This is a genomic window from Phyllobacterium sp. K27 (assembly GCF_054796155.1).
Genome location: NZ_CM139240.1, coordinates 2289996 through 2311378 on the forward strand (window position 1 = coordinate 2289996; position 21383 = coordinate 2311378).

Annotated in this window: 23 protein-coding genes; 12 read left to right on the top strand and 11 right to left on the bottom strand. The window is 51.1% G+C overall.

Translation table 11 applies throughout. From position 1 onward, the window contains the following. Positions 1-50: 50 nt before the first annotated feature. On the bottom strand, positions 51-497 hold the full coding sequence (locus ACYJL1_RS11160) for a host attachment family protein (protein ID WP_460895473.1): 447 nt from the start codon (positions 495-497) through the stop codon (positions 51-53). Between the two features lie 173 nt (positions 498-670). Here ACYJL1_RS11160 and ACYJL1_RS11165 point away from each other — a divergent pair, with 173 nt between their 5' ends. From ACYJL1_RS11165 to bfr, 8 genes are all read left to right on the top strand, one after another. Then, positions 671-850, top strand: coding sequence for a hypothetical protein (locus tag ACYJL1_RS11165; RefSeq protein WP_460895474.1), 180 nt, complete (start codon positions 671-673; stop codon positions 848-850). Positions 851-948: 98 nt separating this feature from the next. Further along, positions 949-1314 carry a putative quinol monooxygenase gene (locus ACYJL1_RS11170; RefSeq protein ID WP_460895475.1) on the top strand — a complete coding sequence of 122 codons (366 nt, stop codon included), beginning with the start codon at positions 949-951 and terminating at the stop codon, positions 1312-1314. A 102-nt stretch (positions 1315-1416) separates the two neighbouring features. Continuing rightward, positions 1417-1650, top strand: a complete 234-nt coding sequence (locus ACYJL1_RS11175) for a hypothetical protein (RefSeq protein ID WP_460895476.1) — start codon at positions 1417-1419, stop codon at positions 1648-1650. Between the two features lie 75 nt (positions 1651-1725). Next, positions 1726-2034: a hypothetical protein gene (locus ACYJL1_RS11180; RefSeq protein WP_460895477.1), complete on the top strand. Its 309-nt coding sequence runs from the start codon at positions 1726-1728 to the stop codon at positions 2032-2034. Between the two features lie 242 nt (positions 2035-2276). Then, entirely contained in the window at positions 2277-2522 is a 246-nt protein-coding gene (locus ACYJL1_RS11185; RefSeq protein ID WP_460895478.1) for a hypothetical protein, read from the top strand. Between the two features lie 131 nt (positions 2523-2653). Next, complete coding sequence (gene rirA / locus ACYJL1_RS11190) at positions 2654-3115, top strand: iron-responsive transcriptional regulator RirA (protein WP_460895479.1); 462 nt, start codon at positions 2654-2656, stop codon at positions 3113-3115. A gap of 634 nt (positions 3116-3749) precedes the next feature. Next, positions 3750-4061: a (2Fe-2S)-binding protein gene (locus ACYJL1_RS11195; RefSeq protein ID WP_460895480.1), complete on the top strand. Its 312-nt coding sequence runs from the start codon at positions 3750-3752 to the stop codon at positions 4059-4061. Beyond that, a complete protein-coding gene (bfr, locus tag ACYJL1_RS11200; protein ID WP_460895481.1) occupies positions 4027-4512 on the top strand; it encodes a bacterioferritin in 486 nt (161 codons plus the stop codon). The genes ACYJL1_RS11195 and bfr overlap by 35 nt, the downstream gene beginning before the upstream one ends. A 70-nt stretch (positions 4513-4582) precedes the next feature. Here the strand turns inward: bfr and ACYJL1_RS11205 are convergent, their stop codons facing one another. From ACYJL1_RS11205 to pcsA, 6 genes are all read right to left on the bottom strand, one after another. Next, a complete protein-coding gene (locus ACYJL1_RS11205) occupies positions 4583-5665 on the bottom strand; it encodes a BMP family ABC transporter substrate-binding protein (protein ID WP_460895482.1) in 1083 nt (360 codons plus the stop codon). Between the two features lie 52 nt (positions 5666-5717). Beyond that, positions 5718-6638 (bottom strand): ABC transporter permease, encoded by a 921-nt coding sequence (locus ACYJL1_RS11210; protein ID WP_460895483.1) that lies wholly within the window; start codon positions 6636-6638, stop codon positions 5718-5720. A gap of 1 nt (position 6639) precedes the next feature. Next, positions 6640-7731 carry an ABC transporter permease gene (locus tag ACYJL1_RS11215; protein WP_460895484.1) on the bottom strand — a complete coding sequence of 364 codons (1092 nt, stop codon included), beginning with the start codon at positions 7729-7731 and terminating at the stop codon, positions 6640-6642. Beyond that, positions 7731-9317 carry an ABC transporter ATP-binding protein gene (locus tag ACYJL1_RS11220; RefSeq protein WP_460895485.1) on the bottom strand — a complete coding sequence of 529 codons (1587 nt, stop codon included), beginning with the start codon at positions 9315-9317 and terminating at the stop codon, positions 7731-7733. Before ACYJL1_RS11220 ends, ACYJL1_RS11215 begins: the two co-directional genes overlap by 1 nt. A gap of 115 nt (positions 9318-9432) precedes the next feature. Continuing rightward, a complete protein-coding gene (locus ACYJL1_RS11225; protein ID WP_460898017.1) occupies positions 9433-10410 on the bottom strand; it encodes a quinone oxidoreductase family protein in 978 nt (325 codons plus the stop codon). Next, complete coding sequence (gene pcsA, locus ACYJL1_RS11230; RefSeq protein ID WP_460895486.1) at positions 10410-11162, bottom strand: phosphatidylcholine synthase; 753 nt, start codon at positions 11160-11162, stop codon at positions 10410-10412. Before pcsA ends, ACYJL1_RS11225 begins: the two co-directional genes overlap by 1 nt. Before the next feature lie 153 nt (positions 11163-11315). On the opposite strand from pcsA, the gene ACYJL1_RS11235 reads away from it, so the two are divergent. After that, the gene (locus tag ACYJL1_RS11235; RefSeq protein WP_460895487.1) at positions 11316-12515 is read left to right on the top strand and encodes a UbiH/UbiF family hydroxylase; all 1200 of its coding nucleotides are present in this window, start codon (positions 11316-11318) and stop codon (positions 12513-12515) included. A gap of 133 nt (positions 12516-12648) precedes the next feature. Here ACYJL1_RS11235 and ACYJL1_RS11240 read toward each other — a convergent pair whose 3' ends face one another. Further along, positions 12649-13593, bottom strand: coding sequence for an AEC family transporter (locus ACYJL1_RS11240; RefSeq protein WP_460895488.1), 945 nt, complete (start codon positions 13591-13593; stop codon positions 12649-12651). An 89-nt stretch (positions 13594-13682) separates the two neighbouring features. Here ACYJL1_RS11240 and hspQ point away from each other — a divergent pair, with 89 nt between their 5' ends. Then, positions 13683-14015 (top strand): heat shock protein HspQ, encoded by a 333-nt coding sequence (hspQ, locus tag ACYJL1_RS11245; RefSeq protein WP_460895489.1) that lies wholly within the window; start codon positions 13683-13685, stop codon positions 14013-14015. 63 nt (positions 14016-14078) lie between these two features. Here the strand turns inward: hspQ and ACYJL1_RS11250 are convergent, their stop codons facing one another. Further along, complete coding sequence (locus ACYJL1_RS11250) at positions 14079-14699, bottom strand: invasion associated locus B family protein (protein ID WP_460895490.1); 621 nt, start codon at positions 14697-14699, stop codon at positions 14079-14081. A 288-nt stretch (positions 14700-14987) separates the two neighbouring features. Here ACYJL1_RS11250 and ACYJL1_RS11255 point away from each other — a divergent pair, with 288 nt between their 5' ends. Continuing rightward, entirely contained in the window at positions 14988-16805 is a 1818-nt protein-coding gene (locus ACYJL1_RS11255; RefSeq protein WP_460895491.1) for an extracellular solute-binding protein, read from the top strand. Between the two features lie 8 nt (positions 16806-16813). Further along, entirely contained in the window at positions 16814-17479 is a 666-nt protein-coding gene (locus ACYJL1_RS11260; RefSeq protein ID WP_460898018.1) for a DsbA family oxidoreductase, read from the top strand. Here the strand turns inward: ACYJL1_RS11260 and mfd are convergent, their stop codons facing one another. Then, a complete protein-coding gene (gene mfd / locus ACYJL1_RS11265; RefSeq protein WP_460895492.1) occupies positions 17480-20980 on the bottom strand; it encodes a transcription-repair coupling factor in 3501 nt (1166 codons plus the stop codon). 43 nt (positions 20981-21023) lie between these two features. After that, positions 21024-21311, bottom strand: a complete 288-nt coding sequence (locus ACYJL1_RS11270) for an FAD assembly factor SdhE (protein WP_460895493.1) — start codon at positions 21309-21311, stop codon at positions 21024-21026. Positions 21312-21383 lie beyond the last annotated feature (72 nt).

The window sequence follows — 21383 nt, forward strand, 5'->3', positions numbered from 1 at the left end:
TCAACTTACAAAACCCTTGACCGCATGGCCAGGGGTTTTGTTTGACTGCTTTATGCAGCAAGAATAGATTGAATGTCGCTGATGGGATGGTTAGTCAGCGTCTTGGGAATTTCGCTAACGATTTTCTCTGAAACCTCCTTGTGAAACTCCTGACGCATTTCACCGAGCATGACTGGCGGTGCGATAATTATGAGCCGCTCAAAATCTCCTCTATGGGCAAAACTGTAGAGTTCATCGGCGATTTCCTTCGCAAAGCGTTTCTTTGAAATTTCGTGCCAATCTGTTTCTTCGGTGGCACTCCTATGGGCGCTCATTCCGTCTGGAAAGCGGCCCGGCTTGTCCGTGCCCTGCTCGCGCGTTGCAGGGTTGGATTGGTTCATTTCATGGATTGTGCGCAATTCGACATTGTTTACCTCGCGCTCATTGCGCAGAAATAGAGCTTTTTCACCGTCTGCGACAATGATCCACGTCTGACGGTTTAACATGACATCCACCATTTTACGCTCCACCTTCTATCTTTGGATATTGGACAAGTTTCATTGGGAGTTTCCTTCCGTTAGGTTGCGAGCGCCGCATTGGTATCGCGGATAGAAATCTAACGTCTCGAATCTTGAGATGTTCCAGATTTTTAAGCAGATTGATTGCGCCTGTGGGTGCGTTGGAGGACTGAATGAAAACAATTCTGCGCGTCGTTGCAGCTTTGCTGATCATCGCGGGTTGCATATGGACATTACAAGGGCTCAGCCTGATTGGTGGCAGTTTCATGGTTGGGCAGACGCGGTGGCTGGTCATCGGCCTGTGCACGATGATCATGGGTGCGCTTTTGTTGATTTTCACCCGTCGGCAGTGAATGCTTGTCTGGATTAAAGCGGCCTCTCCTGTTAGAAAACAAAGAGTTAGGCTTTGTGTGGCTATGTTGAGCCGGAAATGCTTCGGGAGGGAGAATTTATGACTGCATTGACCATTATTGTTGAGTTTGAAACGAATGAAGGCAAGGAAGAGGAGTTTCTGACACGCATTCGCGAACATGCCAGAAAGACGCTTGAAGAAGAACCGGGCTGCTTGCGGTTTGAAGTCATCAAGCCGATTCAGCGCGATGGAACACCGATACCCAACAAGGTCATGGTCAATGAGCTTTATGCCAATGAGGCGGCCGTAACTGCCCACGAATCCAATCCTCGTATGGCCAGATTGCGTGAGGGGAATGGACCTCTTTTGAAGTCCAGCAGGCTTATTCTTGCCCAGGCCGTGGACGGCAAAATTGCGGCTGAAGGATTACGACCACAGGAACTTAATGCCAGCAATGACGATTGATTTGATCCTTTGCAACGAAAGTATCATGGTGCAACTTTCGCAATATATGTCATGCTCATTGGAGCCCGTGATCTTTGCGAGCGGCGATATTGAGAGTCTGGGATGATGAGAATACTTGCGACGGTTGTGATTTTGCCTTGCATACTGGCGCTGACGGGATGCGGAGCAATGCGTTGGGCCGATAAGACCCCACCGAGAACCTCAAATTGTGCGGGTTGGAACAAGATAAGAATTAAAGCAGAAACAGCTGTCTATCTGGCAAAGAACGATTTTTCTGCCGGTATCGACATCGATTCGCACAATCTGAACGGACAAAACAACGGTTGCTGGAAATAGCTCTTAGCTTTGTGCGGAACCAAACATATTCTTTGACGTTGTCCAAACGATAGAAATCACAAAGGAATGTTTGGAATGGCAACGAATACAACGAAGGTTCGCGACACAATTGAAGACGATCTGGAAACGCAGATTGCCTCTTTGCGCAAAGAGCTTTCCTCGATCAGTAAATCGCTGTCTGACCAGGGATACGATCTATATGATCAGGCCAGTTCCACATATGACGGTATGAAGCAAAGTGGTCGTAAGGCTGTGAGGTTCGTCGGTGATGAGGCGCAATACGTAGCCGAAAAAGCCAAGGAGCATCCGTTAACGGCCGTTGCTATTGTCTCCGCGGTCGCGGCAGTTGGCTTACTCATTGGTTTGGGCGCACATCGGCGCTAGGGCGCTTACGGACTAAATTGAGAATACAATTCGTCCAACAGCTTCAAAAAATGCTCCAATAGGTCGGGTCTTCCCCGGCCTTTTTTTGTTTATTCTGGACTTGCCACTATTTTACCGACTTGCATCGCCAATATTGCTTTCACAGGGCCGGACGGTTTATGTATTGCACAAATCATCGGCTTCACGCCGACGATTGTGGTGTCCTTTCCAAATAGCCAGTTCGAGAGTGAGTTATACCTGCCATGGACAAGTTTGAGAATTATGCCTTGGCTTTGATGGTCGTGTTTGGCGCACTGATCATTGGCGGCCTCATGGCTGTCCATATAGCATCGTTACACAAGGCGGGTTTTCTTCTGGCTCTGGGCGCTGCAATTGTGGTCTGGGCAGCTGGATTTGCTGTACTTTTTGATAAGCCGCGGCTCTATGGCCTTTCGCTTCTTGTTGCAATTGCTCTGATAGCAGGTTCGATTGTAGTTCTGGTCGTTTGACCCTTCATTGAGCCGTGCATATAATATGAATGTTAGTTTCATATTATTATTTACTTTATCCAGAATAATTCTAAAGTAGAGTGCTTAGAGAGTGAACGCACCTGAAATTTCAGGTTGAGAAAGACATTCCCATGCGACTTACACGTCAAACAAACTATGCCATCCGTATTCTGATGTATTGCGCTGCAAATGACGGCAAGCTCAGCCGTATCGGCGAGATCGCGCAGGCCTATACGGTTTCGGAGTTATTTCTTTTTAAAATCCTTCAGCCACTCGTTGAAAACGGTTTTATCGAAACTGTCCGCGGTCGTAACGGCGGTGTGAAGTTGGGCAAGCCAGCAGCGGAGATTACGTTGTTCGATGTTGTTCGCGTTACCGAAGAGAACTTTGCAATGGCCGAGTGCTTTGAAGCTGACGGCGCCGATTGCCCACTCATCGATAGCTGCGGTTTGAATTCTGCATTGCGCAAGGCGCTCAATGCATTCTTCGAAGTGCTGGCCCAATATTCCATCGAGGACATTGTGGACAAGCGCGATGTCCGTGCCTTGCTCGGAATAGATGCGCTTGCTCCGCGTTTGGCTACCGCCAGTTGAATTAAACATTTAACCGGGCTGGGATGAGTACCCTCGCCCGGTTCATTGGCGATGGATACGCTACTCCATAGCGGCCCATTAGGCGGGTCAGTCGATTCGGAAGAGATCGAGTGAGTTTTGCGCAAAGAATGACGATTTTTCCTGAAAAATCTCTATCTGAAGTGGTGGAATGATTGCGCTCGGTTGCAAAGCGCATGCATTGGTCTGCGAAATTGGGATCGCTTTCACCAGTTGAGACGTTATGACACACGTCATCTCGCGCTTAATTTTGCAACCGTCTACAAGCCATTTTTGTCAAACATGATTGAAATGGTTATGTTATTTTCCTAGTTTAGAACTATTCTAAGCTATTGAAATCATAGTGCAATCTGGCTCCTCCGTTTGACACAAGCCACATAAATCCGTTTTATAGCGTCAGCATTACACAAATGCACAACCTTTAATGTTTGGGCCTTGAACCCTTGCGATTGGAGGAACCATTGTCTGGTTCGGAAGTATTATCCGCTTGCGGAAACGTCTTTGCAGGTACAAAAGTCCAGCTCGAGCTTCGTTCTCGGCTAATTTTGAGTATTTTGCAGAAAAGACCTAGCATTTCCAGTAGCTTATCTACTTTGCAATCCGGTGTCGAAACACGATGCTAGTTTGCCATTGCAATATCATTACGCAAAAAGAGATCGAGAATACTATCATTGAGTTTCTCGATGCTGATCCTTGGCAGCTGCTCGTCCCTGCTAAAATTTACCATGCCCTCAAGAAGCGCGGTCGCTGCTGCGGCTGCTTCCCAAATGTCGTTGAAACCATCATAAAGGTGACGGAAGATTATCACCTCCGCCATGGTCCGAACGATTCCAATACTGTGTCGTTTATAGATCGTGTGCGGTCATTACGACACGAATACGGGAGTTCACGACATGAAGGGCGATCCAAGGGTCATCGAGCGGCTTAACGAGGCACTTTTCCTCGAACTGGGGGCCGTCAATCAATATTGGTTGCATTACCGCCTTCTCGACGACTGGGGCTTCAAGAAGCTTGCCAAGAAGGAACGCGCTGAATCTATTGAGGAAATGCAGCACGCTGATCGCATTATCGAGCGCATTATCTTCCTTGAAGGTCATCCAAATCTGCAATCTATCGGTGCTCTGCGTATCGGACAGAACATCAAGGAAGTTCTTGAGGCAGATTTGCAAGGCGAGATGGATGCTGTGGCGTCCTACAAGAAATCCCGTGAGATCTGCTCGGAACTGGGCGATTATGTTTCCAAAGAACTCTTTGACGAACTCCTCAAAGACGAAGAAGGTCATGTCGACTTCCTCGAAACCCAGCTTGATCTGCTTAACACGATTGGGGTCGAGCGTTATGGCATGCTCAATGCCGCTTCGGCCGACGAAGCTGGTTGAAACTGACTTTCATAATCCCATTAAAAAGGGCGCCATTGGCGCCCTTTTCCATATTGTCGGTCGAATCTGATCAATTTGGCAGCTTGTCGTCCACGCCTGCAACGTAAAAGTTCATGCTCAAAATGGTCTTGTCGTCAGCGGTTTCACCAGCCTTCAGCCATTCCGAACCATCCTGTTTTTTAAGCGGGCCCGTAAATGGCTTCAACTCGCCGGAAGTAATCTTCGCCTGCGTTTCTTCAGCGAGCTTCTTCACGTCGTCCGGCATATTGGTGTAGGGCGCCATAACGACTAGGCCTTCCTTCATGCCCTTGAAGACATTGTGCGACTTCCAACTGCCATCAATGACGGCCTTGGCACGTTCGATGTAATATGGTCCCCAATCGTCGATAATTGACGTCAGTTGGGTTTCTGGACCGAATTTGATCATGTCGGATGCCTGACCGAAGGCTTTGATCTTGCGCTCGGACGCCACCTGCATCGGGGCTGTCGAATCCGTATGCTGGGTGATGATATCAACGCCCTGATCGACAAGTGCCTTGGCTGCATCGGCCTCCTTGCCCGGGTCAAACCAGGAGTTCGCCCAGATCACTTTGACCTTGAAATCTGGATTAACGGACTGTGCGCCGAGCATGAATGCATTAATACCCTGTACAACTTCCGGGATCGGGAATGAGCCAATATAACCGGCAACGCCTGCCTTCGACATTTTCGCAGCTATGACGCCCTGTACATAACGGCCTTCGTAAAAGCGCGAATTATAGACCGAAACGTTTTCAGCAGTTTTATAACCCGTGGCGTGTTCAAACTTCACATCCGGAAACTTCTGCGCGACTTTGATTGTCGGATCCATATATCCGAAGGATGTTGTAAAGATCAGCTTATTGCCAGCACGGGCAAGACGCTCAATTGAGCGCTCCGCATCGGCGCCTTCCGGAACGCTTTCGAGAAATGTCGTCTCAACTTGGTCGCCGAGCGCCTTCTCCATCTCCTTGCGTCCCTGATCGTGCTGGTAAGTCCAGCCAAAATCACCGGGCGGACCGATATAGATAAAGCCAACTTTCAGTTTTTCAGCCGCAAAGGCAGCACCTGTTGCAGCAAAGCTGGTAACCCCGAGGGTCGCAGCAATTGTCAGCCCCATAATTAGTTTTTTCATTGAAGTTCACCTCTCTGTTGAATAATGCGTCGTTCTCTGGTCCTGCTCCGGCTTAACGATCCGGGACAAAAGCCTTGCCAAGCGATGTTGGCGTATTCATCAGCGTCAAACGCTTGTTCCTTGAAATCAAGACCAGAACGATGATCGTTGCAAGGTACGGCAATGCTGACATGAGCTGCGATGGCACACCGATGCCGAGAGCCTGTGCGTGAAGCTGGCCAATGGTAACCGCCCCGAACAAATATGCACCCGCCAGAATGCGCCAAGGCCGCCAGGAGGCGAAAACCACCAAGGCCAATGCAATCCAGCCCCGCCCGGAGCTCATATTTTCAACCCATTGCGGCACATAAACCAACGATAGCTGAGCGCCGGCAAGACCGGCGCACGCTCCGCCAAACAGCACGGCGAGATAGCGAATCCCGATCACCGGCACCCCCAACGCATGTGCCGACGTGTGATTGTCGCCGACCGAGCGAAGGGTCAGCCCAGCGCGGGTTTTGAACAGAAACCACGCTACGCCAATGGTCAGGAGAATGGAAAGGTAGAAGATCGGGTCCTGTCCGAAGAGAAACTTTCCAATATAGGGCAAGTCTGTAAGTCCTTGAATATAAACAGATTGCATGCGTATGCCCGGTAATCCGACAAAACTTTCGCCAATCATTGCCGAAGCCCCGAGACCAAGCAGAGTGAGTGCCAGTCCGGTCGCAACCTGATTGGTGGCCAGCGTCAAAGTCAGAAACCCGAAAAGCAATGAAAAGGCAGCACCGGCAAGCACCGCAGCCACAAGGCCAAGCCATGCAGAGCCAGTCATTTGCGCAGCGGCAAAGCCAGAAACCGCCCCCATGATCATCATGCCCTCAACACCGAGGTTGAGGACACCCGAACGTTCAACGACAAGTTCGCCCAAGGCGGCGATCAGCAGCGGCGTTGCAGCCGTTGCAATCGTCAGAAGTATGGCCTCGAACATCGTCATTTCATGCGCCTTTCGCCGCTGTGTCGCCCAAACGGGACACAATCCGGATGCGATAATAAATCAGGGTGTCACTGGCGAGGATAAAAAACAGCATTATCCCTTGAAAGATGCGCGCCGATTTTTCCGAAATTCCCAATGAAATCTGTGCTGCCTCGCCGCCAAGATAGGTCAGGGCGAGCACCAGTCCTGCGGCAACTATCCCCAGCGGATTGAGCCGGCCGAGGAATGCGACGATGATTGCCGTGAAGCCATATCCCGGTGAAATGCTGGTGCGAAGCTGGCCGACTGCTCCAGATACTTCGGCTATCCCGGCAAGTCCAGCTAAAGCGCCGGAGATCAGGAACGCGAAAAAGGTCAGGCGTCCAGCACTAAATCCGGCAAAATGGCCTGCCCGCGCGCTGCGCCCGAATACTTTTATTTCAAAGCCACTTAGTGTTCGCGATAGGGTAAACCACACGGCAAATGCAGCAATCAATGCCAATATGAATCCCCAATGTGCCCTGCCCGATGCGTTCCAGATTTCCGGCAAAACCGCGCTCGTATTGAACTGCACCGTTTCGGGAAAATTATACCCTTGCGGGTTACGCCATGGGCCGCGCACCAGCCAATCAAGAAACAGCTGCGCCACATAAACCAGCATTAGACTGGTGAGAATTTCATTGGTGTTGAACCGCACCTTCAGGAAAGCTGGGATTGAGGCATAGGCTGCACCGCCTGCCATGCCAAGCACAAGCATGATCGGTAAAACGTACCAACCTTGAAAATCCGGAAAAACAATGGGAAGAATCGAGCCTGCAATGCCCCCCGCAATGAACTGTCCTTCAGCGCCGATGTTCCAGTTATTCGAAAGAAAACAAACGGATAGACCGACCGCTATCAGGATTAGCGGGGCTGCTTTTACCAGAAGTTCATGAATGGACCAGACCTCGGTCAACGGCTCAATGAAATAGGAGTAAAGCGCGGCAAACGGGTTTTTGCCAAGTATTGTAAACAGGATTGCGCCTGCAATGAGCGTCAGGAGCAGCGCGATGAAAGGTGATAAAGCGCTGAACAAAACCGAGTGCTGCGGGCGTCTGACAAGTTCTAAGCGCATCAGACTGCTCCCACCTTGGAGGAGTTGGATGAGGTATCCGCCCCGCCCATCATCAATCCCGCGCGCTCCATATTCATTTCTTCAATCGCGATGGATCGGGACAGTCTCCCATGAACCATAGCCGCCATCATGTCGGAAATCTCAAACAATTCATCAAGATCCTGACTGATGACGACAACAGCAGAGCCATTTCGGGCAAGATTCACCAGGGCCTGCCGGATCAGCGCAGCGGCACCCGCATCGACACCCCATGTAGGCTGATTGACGACCAGCACTGACGGATTGCGATCAAGCTCCCTGCCAATAAGAAATTTTTGCAAGTTACCACCCGAAAGTGCCGAAGCGTCGGGATTATCTGCGCTTTTGCGCACATCCATCCGGGACGCAATGCGTTTGGCTGCCATTGCAAGGCTGGATTGTGCAACGAGCTTAAGCAAACCACCGGATACAAATACTTTCTTGTCGGTAGAATGGCGCGATAGGAGCAGATTCTGTGTCAATGCCATATCCGGCACGGCTCCATGTCCAAGCCGTTCTTCCGGCACGAATGCTGCACCAAGCTTGCGGCGTGCGGAAATGCCCAGCTGGCTGGCGTCAGTACCGCGAATTGTTACTTTTCCGGCTTGTTCCTGTCGAACCTCGCCGGAAATTACGTCGAAGAGCTCACCCTGCCCATTACCGGCAACGCCAGCAATACCGAGCACTTGACCGGCGTTGACGACAAGGTTGATGTCATGCAGAGCGACGGAAAACGGCCCGCGCGGCTTCTGTGAAAGGCCATTGATCTGCAGCAGTGGTGTCGGCTTGGCATCTGATTTTTCCGCGACTGGGCGCTCAATGACGTGAATGTCACTTCCAACCATCATGCGCGCCAGTGAGGAGGCTGTTTCGCCGCGCGGGTCGCAATGGCTGATCACTTTGCCATGCCGCAATACTGTGGCCCGGTCGCAAAGCCGTCGCACTTCCTCCAGCCGATGGCTGATATATAGGATCGATTTTCCTTCAGAACGGAGCCGCTCAAGTGTGAGAAACAGCAGATCGGCTTCTTGCGGCGTGAGCACCGAGGTGGGCTCATCAAGAATGATCAGGTCGGGATTTTGCAAAAGGCAGCGGATAATTTCGATCCGTTGACGCTCGCCAACGGAAAGATCCCCGACCAATGCATCCGGGTCGACTGGCAGTCCGTAGGTTTGACCAATCTGTCTGGCGCGTTCGGCAATGCTGTCGAGCGGCGATTTCTCGTCAAGTGAAAGCGCAATGTTTTCCGCTGCTGTCAGTGCATCGAAAAGCGAAAAATGCTGAAAAACCATGCCTATACCGAGCGATCTTCCCACAGCAGGGCTAGAGACCGTTACAGGCTGCCCTTTCCAGAAAATTTCGCCGGACGCCGGCTGCAATGCGCCAAACAGCATTTTTACAAGCGTTGATTTCCCCGCGCCATTCTCTCCGAGCAAGGCATGAATCTCACCGGTTCCGATTGTCAAATCGATCCCGTCACACGCCTTCAATGTTCCGAAAATTTTGGTGAGCTTGTTTGCTTCCAGTAGCGGATTTTCAGAGCCGTCTTTTATTGTTGTCGTTGTCATCGTTCCCCGCGGCCAAGACCGATATTGATCCTATGTCAGGCATATTCCGCTTGGGAAGCGTAAACTGTAAGTTGCGGCCATTTGCGCACATTATTCGTGCATCGGCAAAAAAAGACTAAGGAATGAGCACCGTTGTTCCGGTCGTTTTGCGCGATTCAAGTTGGCTGTGTGCCAAGGCAGCCTCTTTGAGCGGAAAGCTTTGCCCAACTTCGATGCGAATAATGCCTTTAGTGACGAGGTCAAACAGTTCGCTTGATGCTTTCACGAGCGCTTCTCGCCCGGCTACATAAGTTACAATTGTTGGACGTGACAGAAAGAGAGAACCTTTTCGCGCAAGTACGCCGAGATCGAACGGTGGAACTGGCCCCGAAGATTGTCCAAAGCAAACCAGCATGCCCAAGGGCCTCAAACAATCCAGCGATCCTTCAAACGTGTCCTTACCGACAGAATCATAAACGACATCGACGCCCTTGCCACCGGTCAATTCTCTTACCCGCTCGACAAAGTTTTCTGTTCGGTAGTTGATGACATGGTCGTAACCATGCTCCAGTGCCAGTTTGACCTTTTCATCAGAGCCGGCAGTGCCAATAACCCTTGCCCCGAGGTGCTTTGCCCACTGCCCGGCAATCAACCCTACACCTCCTGCAGCCGCATGAAACAGGATTGTGTCGCCCTGTTTTACGGGAAAAGTTTGCCGCAAAAGATATTGCGCGGTCATTCCTTTGAGCATCATGGAGGCGGCCTGCTGAAAATCAATAGCGTCAGGCAGTTTGACGAGCCGCGCTGCCGGAATCAGGCGTTCTTCAGCATAGGAACCCATCGGATCGGCGTAAGCTACGCGGTCACCCGGCTTAAAATACTTGACGTCAGCGGCAACGGACAAAACCACACCTGCACCTTCATTACCGGGAACAAATGGCAGGCCTTTCGGTGTCGGATAGAGCCCGGTGCGAAAATAAACATCGAGGAAATTCAGGCCTATCGCTTCATGACGGATATGAACTTCGCCGGGTGCGGGAGCGGATATCGATATATCCTCATAAGTTAGAACTTCAGGTCCGCCAGTGTGATGAACTCGAATAGCTTTGATCATCATGCCTTCTCCATCCGTCCGAGATTGGGAAATATCTGCATCACAGCGCCGATGCAGAAGAGATAAATACTCGTCACCGAAATACCGACGCGCACCCATAGTGGCGAATCCAGTTGCTGGTAGAGTGACAGTGCACCAAGCGCGCACCAGACGAAGAATATCGCCAGATTAAGCGGGCGCAGCCTTTGAACGCGCACCGGGTGAAGGAAATAGATTGGCAGGAAAGAAACGATTGCGGCAACCAGTATGATTGCGAACGCAGCCCATTCGCCTGGCCGAACGATGAACAGTGTGAAAACGACCATGTTCCAAACGACAGGAAAGCCCTTGAAGAAGTTTTCTTTGGTTTTCATGGCCGTATCGGCATAATAAATCGCACTTGAAACGACGATAATGGCGGCGGCCAGAAATGACAGCCCCTCGCCCATGAAGCCGCGCTGATAAAGCGCAAAGGCGGGAATGAGCACATAGGTCATGTAGTCGATAATATTGTCGAGCAGCTCGCCAGACCAATTTGGAAGGACATACTTGACGTCGAGCTTGCGGGCAATCGGCCCGTCGATCCCATCAACAAAAAGAGCCAGCCCCAACCACCAGAACATCGCAGTCCAACTTTCTTCGCTGGCAGCAACCACGGACAAGAAAGCCAGGAAAGAGCCCGAAGCTGTGAGAAGATGGACGGAAAATGCTTTTGCTTGCGGTGCGGTGACCTTCTTGGGCTTTATGCCTTTGGGTAAAGTCGGTTTTTTCACTGTCCGCGCCAATCTGCTGCATGATAATTTTCTGCTCACTATCTTATCTTATGACGAGACGAGCAATTTATGAGAAGCTTTTCTTGAAAACGGTCAAAAGTGCAAGCAAAGAAGCTTATATAAGCTGTTGAAAGCTATGAAATGGAGACAATCATGACCGATATCAGAACCGATCCGATTATCGTCGCCGGCGCAGGTCATGTTGGATTGATCGCCGCGCTTTCTTTGGCACGCTTTGGCCATAATGTTGTCAGCCTTGGTGAAATACCCGGTCAAAGCGACAAGCGGACGACTGCCTTGATGATGCCGGCCATCCGTTTTCTCCAAAGCATTGATCTTTGGCAGGACATTGAGCCGTTTGCTGCCCCCATGACCACAATGCGAATCCTCGATGGCACGAGACGACTGGTCAGAAGCCCCTCAGTCACATTCAAGGCCAGCGAGATAGATGAGCCTGCCTTCGGCTACAATATACCAAACAGTACGCTTACTGCGGTTCTCGGCGATTCTCTGAAAAGATCAACTGTGGAACATAAGGCGATGGTGATTGCGAAGTATAATCATGTTGGCGATGCCATTTCCGTTGAAACGCGCGATGGCTCAATATTGACGGCAAATATCGTCATAGCTGCCGATGGGCGCTCTTCGCTCGCCCGCGACGCCGCCGGGATTGCCGCACGTACATGGAGCTACAACCAGACTGCGGTGGTTTTGAGTTTTGCTCATACCCGCGACCACCACGATATATCGACCGAATTTCATACGGAGTATGGGCCCTTTACTATTGTGCCGTTGCAAGGTCAGCGCTCCAGCCTCGTCTGGGTTACAACTCCGGAAGTGGCAGCAGAACTGCTTGCAATCGACCATGAGGAGCTTGCAAGACGCGTGGAAGAGCGGATGCAGTCCATGCTCGGCGCCGTAACCATTGAGGCCGCGCCTCAGAGTTGGCCATTATCGGGTCTCGTGCCGACGTCCTTTGCCCGTAATCGCATATTTCTGGCTGGAGAATCAGCCCATGTATTTCCACCAATCGGTGCGCAAGGTCTCAATCTGGGCATCCGCGATGTCGAAGCACTAACTGAAATACTGCCGGAAGATGGCGAGGATCTTGGCGATGCAAATGTAATCTCGGCTTATAATCGCAAACGCAGTCCAGATATTCTCGCCCGAACTGGCGCTGTCGATGCATTAAACCGCTCGCTGCTCTCGGATTTTCTGCCCGTTCAGATGGTTCGCAGCGGCGGCCTTGAGCTATTGCGGGCTTTTTCGCCATTGCGCAGCTTTGTTATGCGCGAGGGCTTGCGCCCCGGGAGCGGTTTTCGTCTTTCCGCCAGCGATGCTGACCGGCAATAATCAGCCGACATGAGATCACTGAGCATTTTTCGCGACAGCAAAGCGATAACGATCGCGATAAATATGGCAAAGGTGGAAAGCCAGTGCGGCGGAACCAAATTTGTCCATTTTGTTGCCGTGAGAAATATGAGTTTTACGGAACAAGTCCGTTTGTCATGGCGTAGAGCCAAAGCGTCAAGGTCAGAATAGAGAAAAGTGTGGTGGCAAGGATGCTGCTTGATGCGCGCTCGACCCAAACACCATATTGTTGAGCTATAACAAATACGTTCGTAGCTGTAGGTAGTGCAGCCATGAGCATTGCCGTATGAATCCACACTGGTGGAAAATTTCCGACCAGGCTCAGCAGGCCGTAAATCATGAGCGGTTGGACCAAGAGCTTTAGCGGTACAAGAAGGTATAGCTCCTTTGGTACTCTTTTCAGCGGCCGCAATGCGAGAGTGGCACCCATTGCAAATAAGGCGCATGGCGCTGCTGCTGCCGCCAACAAGTCGATCATTCTGGTCATTGCCAATGGAGGCGTTAACCCGGTAACGGCAGCTCCAACGCCCAAAATTGTAGCAATAATAAAAGGATGGAAGAAAATCTTCTTTAAAACACCGAGTATCAACTCTGATTTTGAACGCTTGTCATTCCCGGAGATCGCCATCATCAGGGGCGACATGACAAAGTGAAGTATATTATCGAAACAAAAGATTAGTGCCACCGGCACGGCTGCGGGAGCGCCGAATGCCAGTATTGCCAATGGAGGCCCCATATATCCGATATTGCCGTATGCGGCGGCCAGCCCCTGAATAGTACTTTCGTCAATCCTGCGGGTTCGTACCATTCCGATTGTGAACATGATCGCGAAAATGCAGAAAGTGGACGCAGTGCAGCCAATAATGAAAGCCCATTGCGTCAATTCAGATACTGGTGTGCGCGACAATATCTGGAAAAACATGGCAGGAAGCGCCACATACACGATGAAGGTGTTCATCCATCCCAGCGCTTCAAGCGGCTGACGATTGATTCGCGCCACGAAAAAGCCGAGAAAAATCAGTCCAAAGAACGGCAATACAAGATTGAAGACGCTAAGCATGATGGGCTTTTATCGTTGTGGCGGGCAAGAACCCATGATTTATGCTCGCATGTTTTAATCGCAACCGATATTTATAACGAATGAGAACAATGACACAGATACGACATGCAAAATTTCAGATCGGCCAAGTGGTCAGTCATCGGATTTTTGCGTTTCGTGGCCTGATTTTCGATGTTGATCCGGAATTCAGCAATACGGAAGAATGGTATCGATCGATTCCTGAAGACATCCGCCCTCGCCGTGATCAACCATTCTATCATTTATTTGCTGAAAACGCAGAGAGTGAGTACGTGGCATATGTTTCAGAGCAAAATCTCGTCGCTGATACGACAGGAATACCGCTCAGGCATGCTCAGATCGCAGTAATGTTTGATAAGTCCGAAGATGGTACCTACCGTGTAAAAAGTCCTCACATCAACTGACTGACTGGTTCAAACACCAATAAAAAAGGGACGCATTTGCGCCCCTTTTTGCTGTCGCGAAAATCAATTTGCTGTTTTCGCCTTTTCCTGTTCAGCCTTCATCTTTTCTTGGAACTCTTTCTGACGCTTCTGCACTTCGTCCTGAAGTGTCTTTTGGCGTTGTTCGAGTTCATTTTGCTGAAGGCCGGGGCCATCATAGGCTTGAGTGAAGCCCGTCAAAGTAACATTGATCGGGTTTGGCTTGTTCTGGAAATTAACCGAAGTCAGCGTAAGCTGGCTGCCTTTCTTGAATGATGCAAGCAGTTCATCGGACAGAGCGACCTCAGAAATGCAGCGATCCGGGAAGCAAATGGCGTAATCGACCTTGACCGCCTTGGCGCCGTTAACCTGAAGGCCAACGCCAGGACCAATCAGGCGTCCGGTTGGGACGGAGATCTGGAAAATCTTGCGGTTAACTTTGCCTTTGATCTCGATGAGATTGACGGCTGTCAAAAGCTGACCGCTATCTGCAGTTACAATATTCTGCGTATTGCAGATGTCATTGTCTTCCTGCTTGGAGCAAACCTTGAACCAGCCCTGCGGTGCTTTTTGCTGCTGGGCTGATGCTGGGACTGCAGCGGCGGCGAGCAATGCAATAGCACCCGCGATAGATGTGGTTGCAGCGAAAATCTTAGGGCTGGACATGGTCAACTGGTTCCTTTCAGCGCACTTATCCGAAGTGTGACTTGATCACTTAAAATTGCTTGTCTGGCTTTTGAGTGCCAAATAAGGCAACAGAGTGACCCCTTGTTATCGAACGCCGTGTTACACTGCAAGACCATGCAAATCCAGCCACCTTTTGCTCCAGTTGTTGATTCAATCGTGGGTTAAGCGAGGTTGCGCCCAACAATTGTCGTCAAATGATAGTCTTTGGCACGAATCATAATAAACCGCTCGGGTAGAGCGCAGACTAAAGCGCGTAGGGTCCAAAGAATGATCAGGCAAAGTTTCAAAGGTTTGGCGTTGGCTTTTGCATATCTGGCGACGGTAGCCGCAGCAACAGCCGAGCCGAGCTATGGCCTTGCAATGCGTGGCGAGCCTGCTCTTCCAGCTGATTACACGCATTTCCCTTACGCCAATCCCGACGCGCCCAAACAAGGAACGATAAGCTATGGTGTCGTTGGGACATTTGATAGCCTGAATTCCTTTCTGGTTAAGAGCTTGCGAACCACAGCGCGCGGCGTTTTCAACGATCCTCAATTTGGAAACCTGGTTTATGAAACACTGATGCAGCGGAGCGCTGATGAGCCTTTTACGCTTTACGGGCTACTGGCAGAAAAAGTTGAAACCAATGACGAGCGCACATGGGTTGAGTTTACACTCAATCCAAAGGCGAGATGGTCTGATGGACAGCCTGTAACCACTGACGATGTGATTTTCACATTCGAGATTCTCGCCGAAAAGGGCCTGCCGCAATATAAACAGCGCATGGATCGCATCGAAAAGATCGATAAGGTCGGTGAGCGCGGGATCAGGTTCACTTTCAACGACCAGGCTGATCGCGAGTTTCCGTTAATACTTGGTTTGATGCCGGTTTTGCCGAAGCATGCCATCGATCCGGAGAAATTTGACCAATCTCCATTGCGTATCCCGGTGGGCAGCGGTCCCTATATCATATCCAAGGTTCAGCCTGGGCAGCGAATTATTTACAAGCGCAGTCCTGATTACTGGGCTGCCAACATACCGAGCAGACGAGGATTCAATAATTTCGATACGATCACTGTCGAGTATTTTCGTAATGCTCAGTCACAGTTCGAGGCTTTCAAAAAGGGCCTGTTCGACGTTTTTATGGAAGGCGATCCCAACAAATGGGCATCGTCCTATAATTTCCCCGCCTTTCACGAAGGCCGCGTCGTCCAGGAGACATTCGAGACCAAAGCGCCGGCCAATATGTTTGGCTTTGTTTTCAACACGAGGCGGCCCAAATTCGCAGATCGTGATGTACGCGCTGCATTGGGAATCATGTTTGATTTTGAATGGACGAACCGAAATCTTTATGCGGATCGTTATAAACGCCTTGCCAGTTTCTGGCAGGGGTCGGAACTATCTGCATTCGGCATTCCGGCCTCTGCAAGAGAACGAGAATTGCTTGCACCCTACCCCGCGGCAGTAACACCCGATGTCATGGACGGGACATATGTTCCTGCAAAAACAGATGGGTCCGGACGCGACCGCAAAGAAATGAAACGTGCTTTCGATATCCTGATGAGCAAAGGTTTTGCCATTAAAGATGAGGTGATGCTGGACCCACAAGGCAAGCCGCTCACATTTGAGATTATGACCCGTTATGCAGCCGAAGAACGTCTCGGTCTCGCGTATAAACGTACCCTTGAACGGCTGGGCATTGGCGTTAGAATTCGTACTGTTGACGATGCGCAATATCAAAAGCGTCTCGAAACATTTGATTATGACGTGATATTGGGTGCCTATACTGGCTCATTATCACCCGGCTTTGAACAGTTCCGGCGCTGGAGCAGCCAATACCGGGATGTAAACGGCAGTTTCAATTATGCTGGGGTGGCCGATCCTGCGGTTGATGCATTAATAGGCAAAATGCTTGAGGTCCGAAAACAGGATGAATATGTAGATACAGTCCGAGCTTTGGATCGCGTGTTAATGTCCGGAAACTACTTCGTTCCGATCTATTTCCAGCCGGCACAATGGGTTGCTCGCTGGACCCATATCAAGCATCCGGAGCAAACCTCTCTCAATGGCTATCAATTTCCCACTTGGTGGTCAGAAAAAAAATAGGCCCGATGATGACCGAAAAGAAATTCATAATAGATGTAGTGTCGGACGTTGTTTGCCCTTGGTGCTTTCTGGGAAGAAAACGTCTCGAAAACGCGCTGGCCATGAATCCCGACATTGAGGTCTCCGTGAATTGGCGGCCCTTCCAACTTGATCCAACCATTCTGCGTCAAGGTAAGGATCGTAATCGGTATATGCAGGAGAAATTTGGCAGTTCCGACAAGATATTCGAGATCCATCAACAGTTGATGGAACTTGGCAAGGAAGAAGGCATTGAGTTTGATTTCGAAGCGATTGAAATCAGCCCGAACACACTTGATGCCCATAGGCTGATCCGATGGGCATCACAAGCCACGCCCAATGTCCAGGATAGCGTGGTGGGCATTCTCTTCTCGTATTATTTCGAGCAGGGAAAGAATATCGGTAATCGTCAGGTTCTGCTTGAGGCTGCCGAAGAAGCCGGTATGGACGTTGCCATTGTTGATAGTCTGCTGGCCACGGATGCTGATACCGTCGGTGTCCGGCAGGAAATTGATACTGCCAATCAGGTTGGTGTGCGCGGCGTCCCCTGCTTCATTCTCGATCAGAAATATGCGGTCATGGGCGCGCAGTCGGCAGACGCGCTGGCGGATGCCATTCGCCAGACAGCAGACGGATACGAACCACGTCCTGTTTAATCAGGACGCCTCAGCCAGTTTCGCCAATTGGGTCATCACCACCGCCGCTCCATTCAAGCGCTTGTCTGCCGTGGGCCAATCACGGACGAAGAATATGCTTTGGTCCGGGCGTATTTTAGCCATTGAACCCTGCTCGCCAATCATTTTGACCAGTCCAGTCGGATTGTTAAATGTCTTGTTGCGGAAATGAATGACAATACCCTTTGGCCCGGCATCGACCTTTTCCACATTCGCCCGGCGGCAAAGTGCCTTGATGTAGACAATCTTAAGCAGATGCTGGACTTCTTCGGGCAGCGGGCCAAATCTGTCGATCATCTCCGCACCAAAGCCATCAATATCCTGAAGTTCTTCAAGGTCGGCCAAGCGGCGGTAAAGACCGAGGCGCAGTTGTAGATCCGGAACATAGGCTTCCGGTATCATGACAGCAGTGCCAACAGCAATCTGCGGCGACCAATGCCCGTCTTCGACCTCGCCTGTTCCCTTGATCTCAGCGACTGCCTCTTCAAGCATCTGCTGGTAAAGTTCGAAACCGACCTCGCGAATGTGGCCGGATTGTTCTTCACCGAGCAGATTGCCGGCACCACGAATATCCATATCGTGGCTTGCAAGCTGAAAACCAGCGCCAAGCGTATCAAGAGATTGCAGGACTTTCAGTCTGCGATCCGCCATCTGTGTGAGAACCTTGTTTGCAGGCAATGTGAACAAGGCATAGGCGCGCTGTTTCGACCGTCCCACGCGACCACGCAGCTGATAAAGCTGTGATAGGCCAAACATGTCGGCGCGGTGAATAATCAAAGTGTTGGCGGTCGGAATATCAAGTCCTGACTCAACAATCGTCGTCGAGAGCAGTACATCATACTGACCATCGTAGAATGCGTTCATAATGTCATCGAGTTCGCCCGGAGCCATTTGCCCGTGAGCTACGGCCACTTTAAGCTCTGGCACCTGTGCATCCAGGAATTCCTTGATTTCGTTCAGATCTGAAATGCGCGGGCAAACGTAGAAGCTCTGTCCGCCACGATAGCGTTCCCGTAGCAATGTCTCGCGAATGACGAGCGGATCGAAAGGCGAAACAAATGTGCGCACTGCCATACGATCTACTGGCGGTGTCGTGATAAGCGAAAGTTCACGTACGCCGGTCAGAGCCAGCTGAAGTGTTCGCGGAATTGGCGTTGCAGACAAGGTGAGCACGTGAACATCGGACTTCAGTTCTTTCAGCCGTTCCTTGTGTTTGACGCCAAAATGCTGCTCTTCGTCGATAATCAAAAGGCCCAGATTCTTGAATTTGATGCCCTGTCCGAGCAGCGCATGCGTACCGACTGCGATGTCTACCTGACCTTCGGCGATGCCTTTTTTGTTCTCGGCAAGTTCTTTCGAACCGACCAGGCGCGAGGCTTGCACGACATTCACAGGCAATCCTTGGAATCGCGACGTAAAGGTCTTGAAATGCTGGCGGGACAGCAATGTCGTAGGCACGACCACAGCGACCTGAACGCCGTTTAGCGCTGCCACAAAGGCAGCGCGCAATGCCACTTCTGTTTTGCCGAAGCCTACGTCGCCGCAAATCAGGCGGTCCATCGGTTTGCCGAGGGACAGATCATCAATCACCGCATCAATCGCACGATCCTGGTCTTCGGTTTCGTCATAGGGGAAGCGAGCCGCGAACTCACCATAAAGACCGTCCGGCGGCAATAAGACTGGCGCACCGCGCATCTGGCGTTCAGCCGCGATGCGGATCAAATGACCAGCAATATCGAGCAACCGCTTCTTGAGCTTGGCTTTGCGGGCTTGCCACGCGCCACCGCCGAGCTTGTCCAGAATGGCCGTTGACGTTTCGGAGCCAAATCGCGACAGAAGCTCGATGTTTTCCACGGGCAGAAAAAGCCGGTCATCGCCCGCATAATGCAGCTCGAGACAGTCATGGGGTGCACCAGCTGCGGTAATTGTACGTAGGCCGATAAACCGACCAATGCCGTGATCAACGTGAACGACGATATCTCCCGCGTTGAGCGCAGCAACTTCACTGATAAAGTCCCTGTCCCTCTTACGCCTTTTGGAATGGCGAATGAGCCGGTCACCGAGAATGTCCTGTTCGGCAACAACAACAAGTTCACCTGCATCAAATCCGGTTTCAAGGGAAAGGATGCCTGCTGTCACCTTGTCTCGAGCAAGCGCTTTGACGGTGCGCAAGTTTTCGACCAACTCGATCTTCTCAAGCCCGTGCTCTCCCAGAACCTGTACGAGCCTGTCGCGCGTTCCCTCGCTCCAAGCCGCAAGAAGCACTTTCTTGCCTGCGGCTCGTTCATCGGAAATGTGCTTGACCACGCTGTCGAAGACATTGGTGTCTTTGGCGGTTCGTTCTTCGACAAAGGTGCGTCCGCGGTGTACGCCAGCGTGGATTGTCGAGCGCCCGGTTACAAATGGCGCATCGAAGGGTGTAAAATCAATTTTCAACCCCGAGCTAAGAGCCGCCGCTTCTACCTGCTCCGGTGTCAAATAGAGCGAAGCCGGTTCAACAGGCTTATATGGAATTGTGTCGCCTGGCTCCTTACCATCGGACTGTCGCTTGCGGGCTTCATAATGATCAACCACCATTTTATGGCGCTCAGCCATGGATTCATGGGCAAGATGATCGAACACAATGGGCATATCGCCTGCATGATCAAAAACTGTTTCAAGCTTGTCGTAGAATAGCGGGAGCCAATGCTCCATGCCGGCGAAACGACGACCCTCGGAAATCGATTGATAGAGCGCATCATCACGTGACGGTGCGCCGAACTTTAAAACATACTGCGTGCGAAAATGGCTGATGATCTCAGGCGATAGCGTAATTTCGCTCATCGGCTGCATCGAAAACTCGGTTTTCTGGCTGGATGTGCGCTGTGAAGCTGGGTCAAAAGTGCGGATTGTTTCGAGCGTATCGCCGAAAAAATCGAGGCGAAGTGGTTCCTCAGCGCCAGGTGCAAAGAGATCCAATATGCCGCCGCGCACCGCATATTCACCAACATCACGAACTGTTGGAACGCGCTCAAACCCATTGCTTTCAAGGCGTTGCACAAGAGAGTTCATATCGATTCTATTGCCGGGCTTTGCCAGAAACAACTGTTGGCTAAGGATTTGGCGTGGCGGGAGCTTCTGCAGGACCGAATTGGCTGTTGCCAGAATTACACCCGGATGCTTGCCCTGCCGCATGGCAGCAAGGCCGGCAAGTGCACTCAAGCGACGCGCGGAAGTATCTGCACCCGGCGAAACACGATCATAGGGAAGACAGTCCCACGCAGGGAGTTGCAACACCGGCAATTCCGGCGAGACAAATCCCAATACCTGCTCGATATCCGAAATACGTTGACCATCCCGCGCTATGAAAAGCACCGGGCCACCTGCTCCCGCTTCAGCAACGACTTTCGCTAGGGCAAAGGCCTCATAGCCATCAACAACGCCGTCAACAACAATGTGTCCACGTGCATCCGGTTTTAGTCCGAGTTTGGTAAAAGCGGTCATTTGGATTTCAGGATTTCATTTCAGGATCACGCCGTGGCGTGACCTAGTATTTCAGATTATGGCGGGAGGCGACAACCTTGTGAAAGATTGGCGTGTCGAATTCGGCAGGAACTTCAGCCTCACCCGTGACCCATTTCAGCAAGTCGCGATCAAGCGCTTCCATAAGAGACTCATATTGGTCGAGTTCTTCGTCAGACAAACTATCAATGTGAGCATCAGCAAACTGGCCAAGAATCAAGTCCATTTCGCGCATGCCGCGATGCCAACAGCGGAAAAGTATCCGTCTTTGTCTTGGCGGCAAGTCAGCGGTAGTGCGACTGCTTCCAGTCATGAGCAAGCTCCGTTAGTAAAAATCAAGGCACCGATCAATTGATGCGGCTGGGTATAGCCTGCCTTGTGGCGT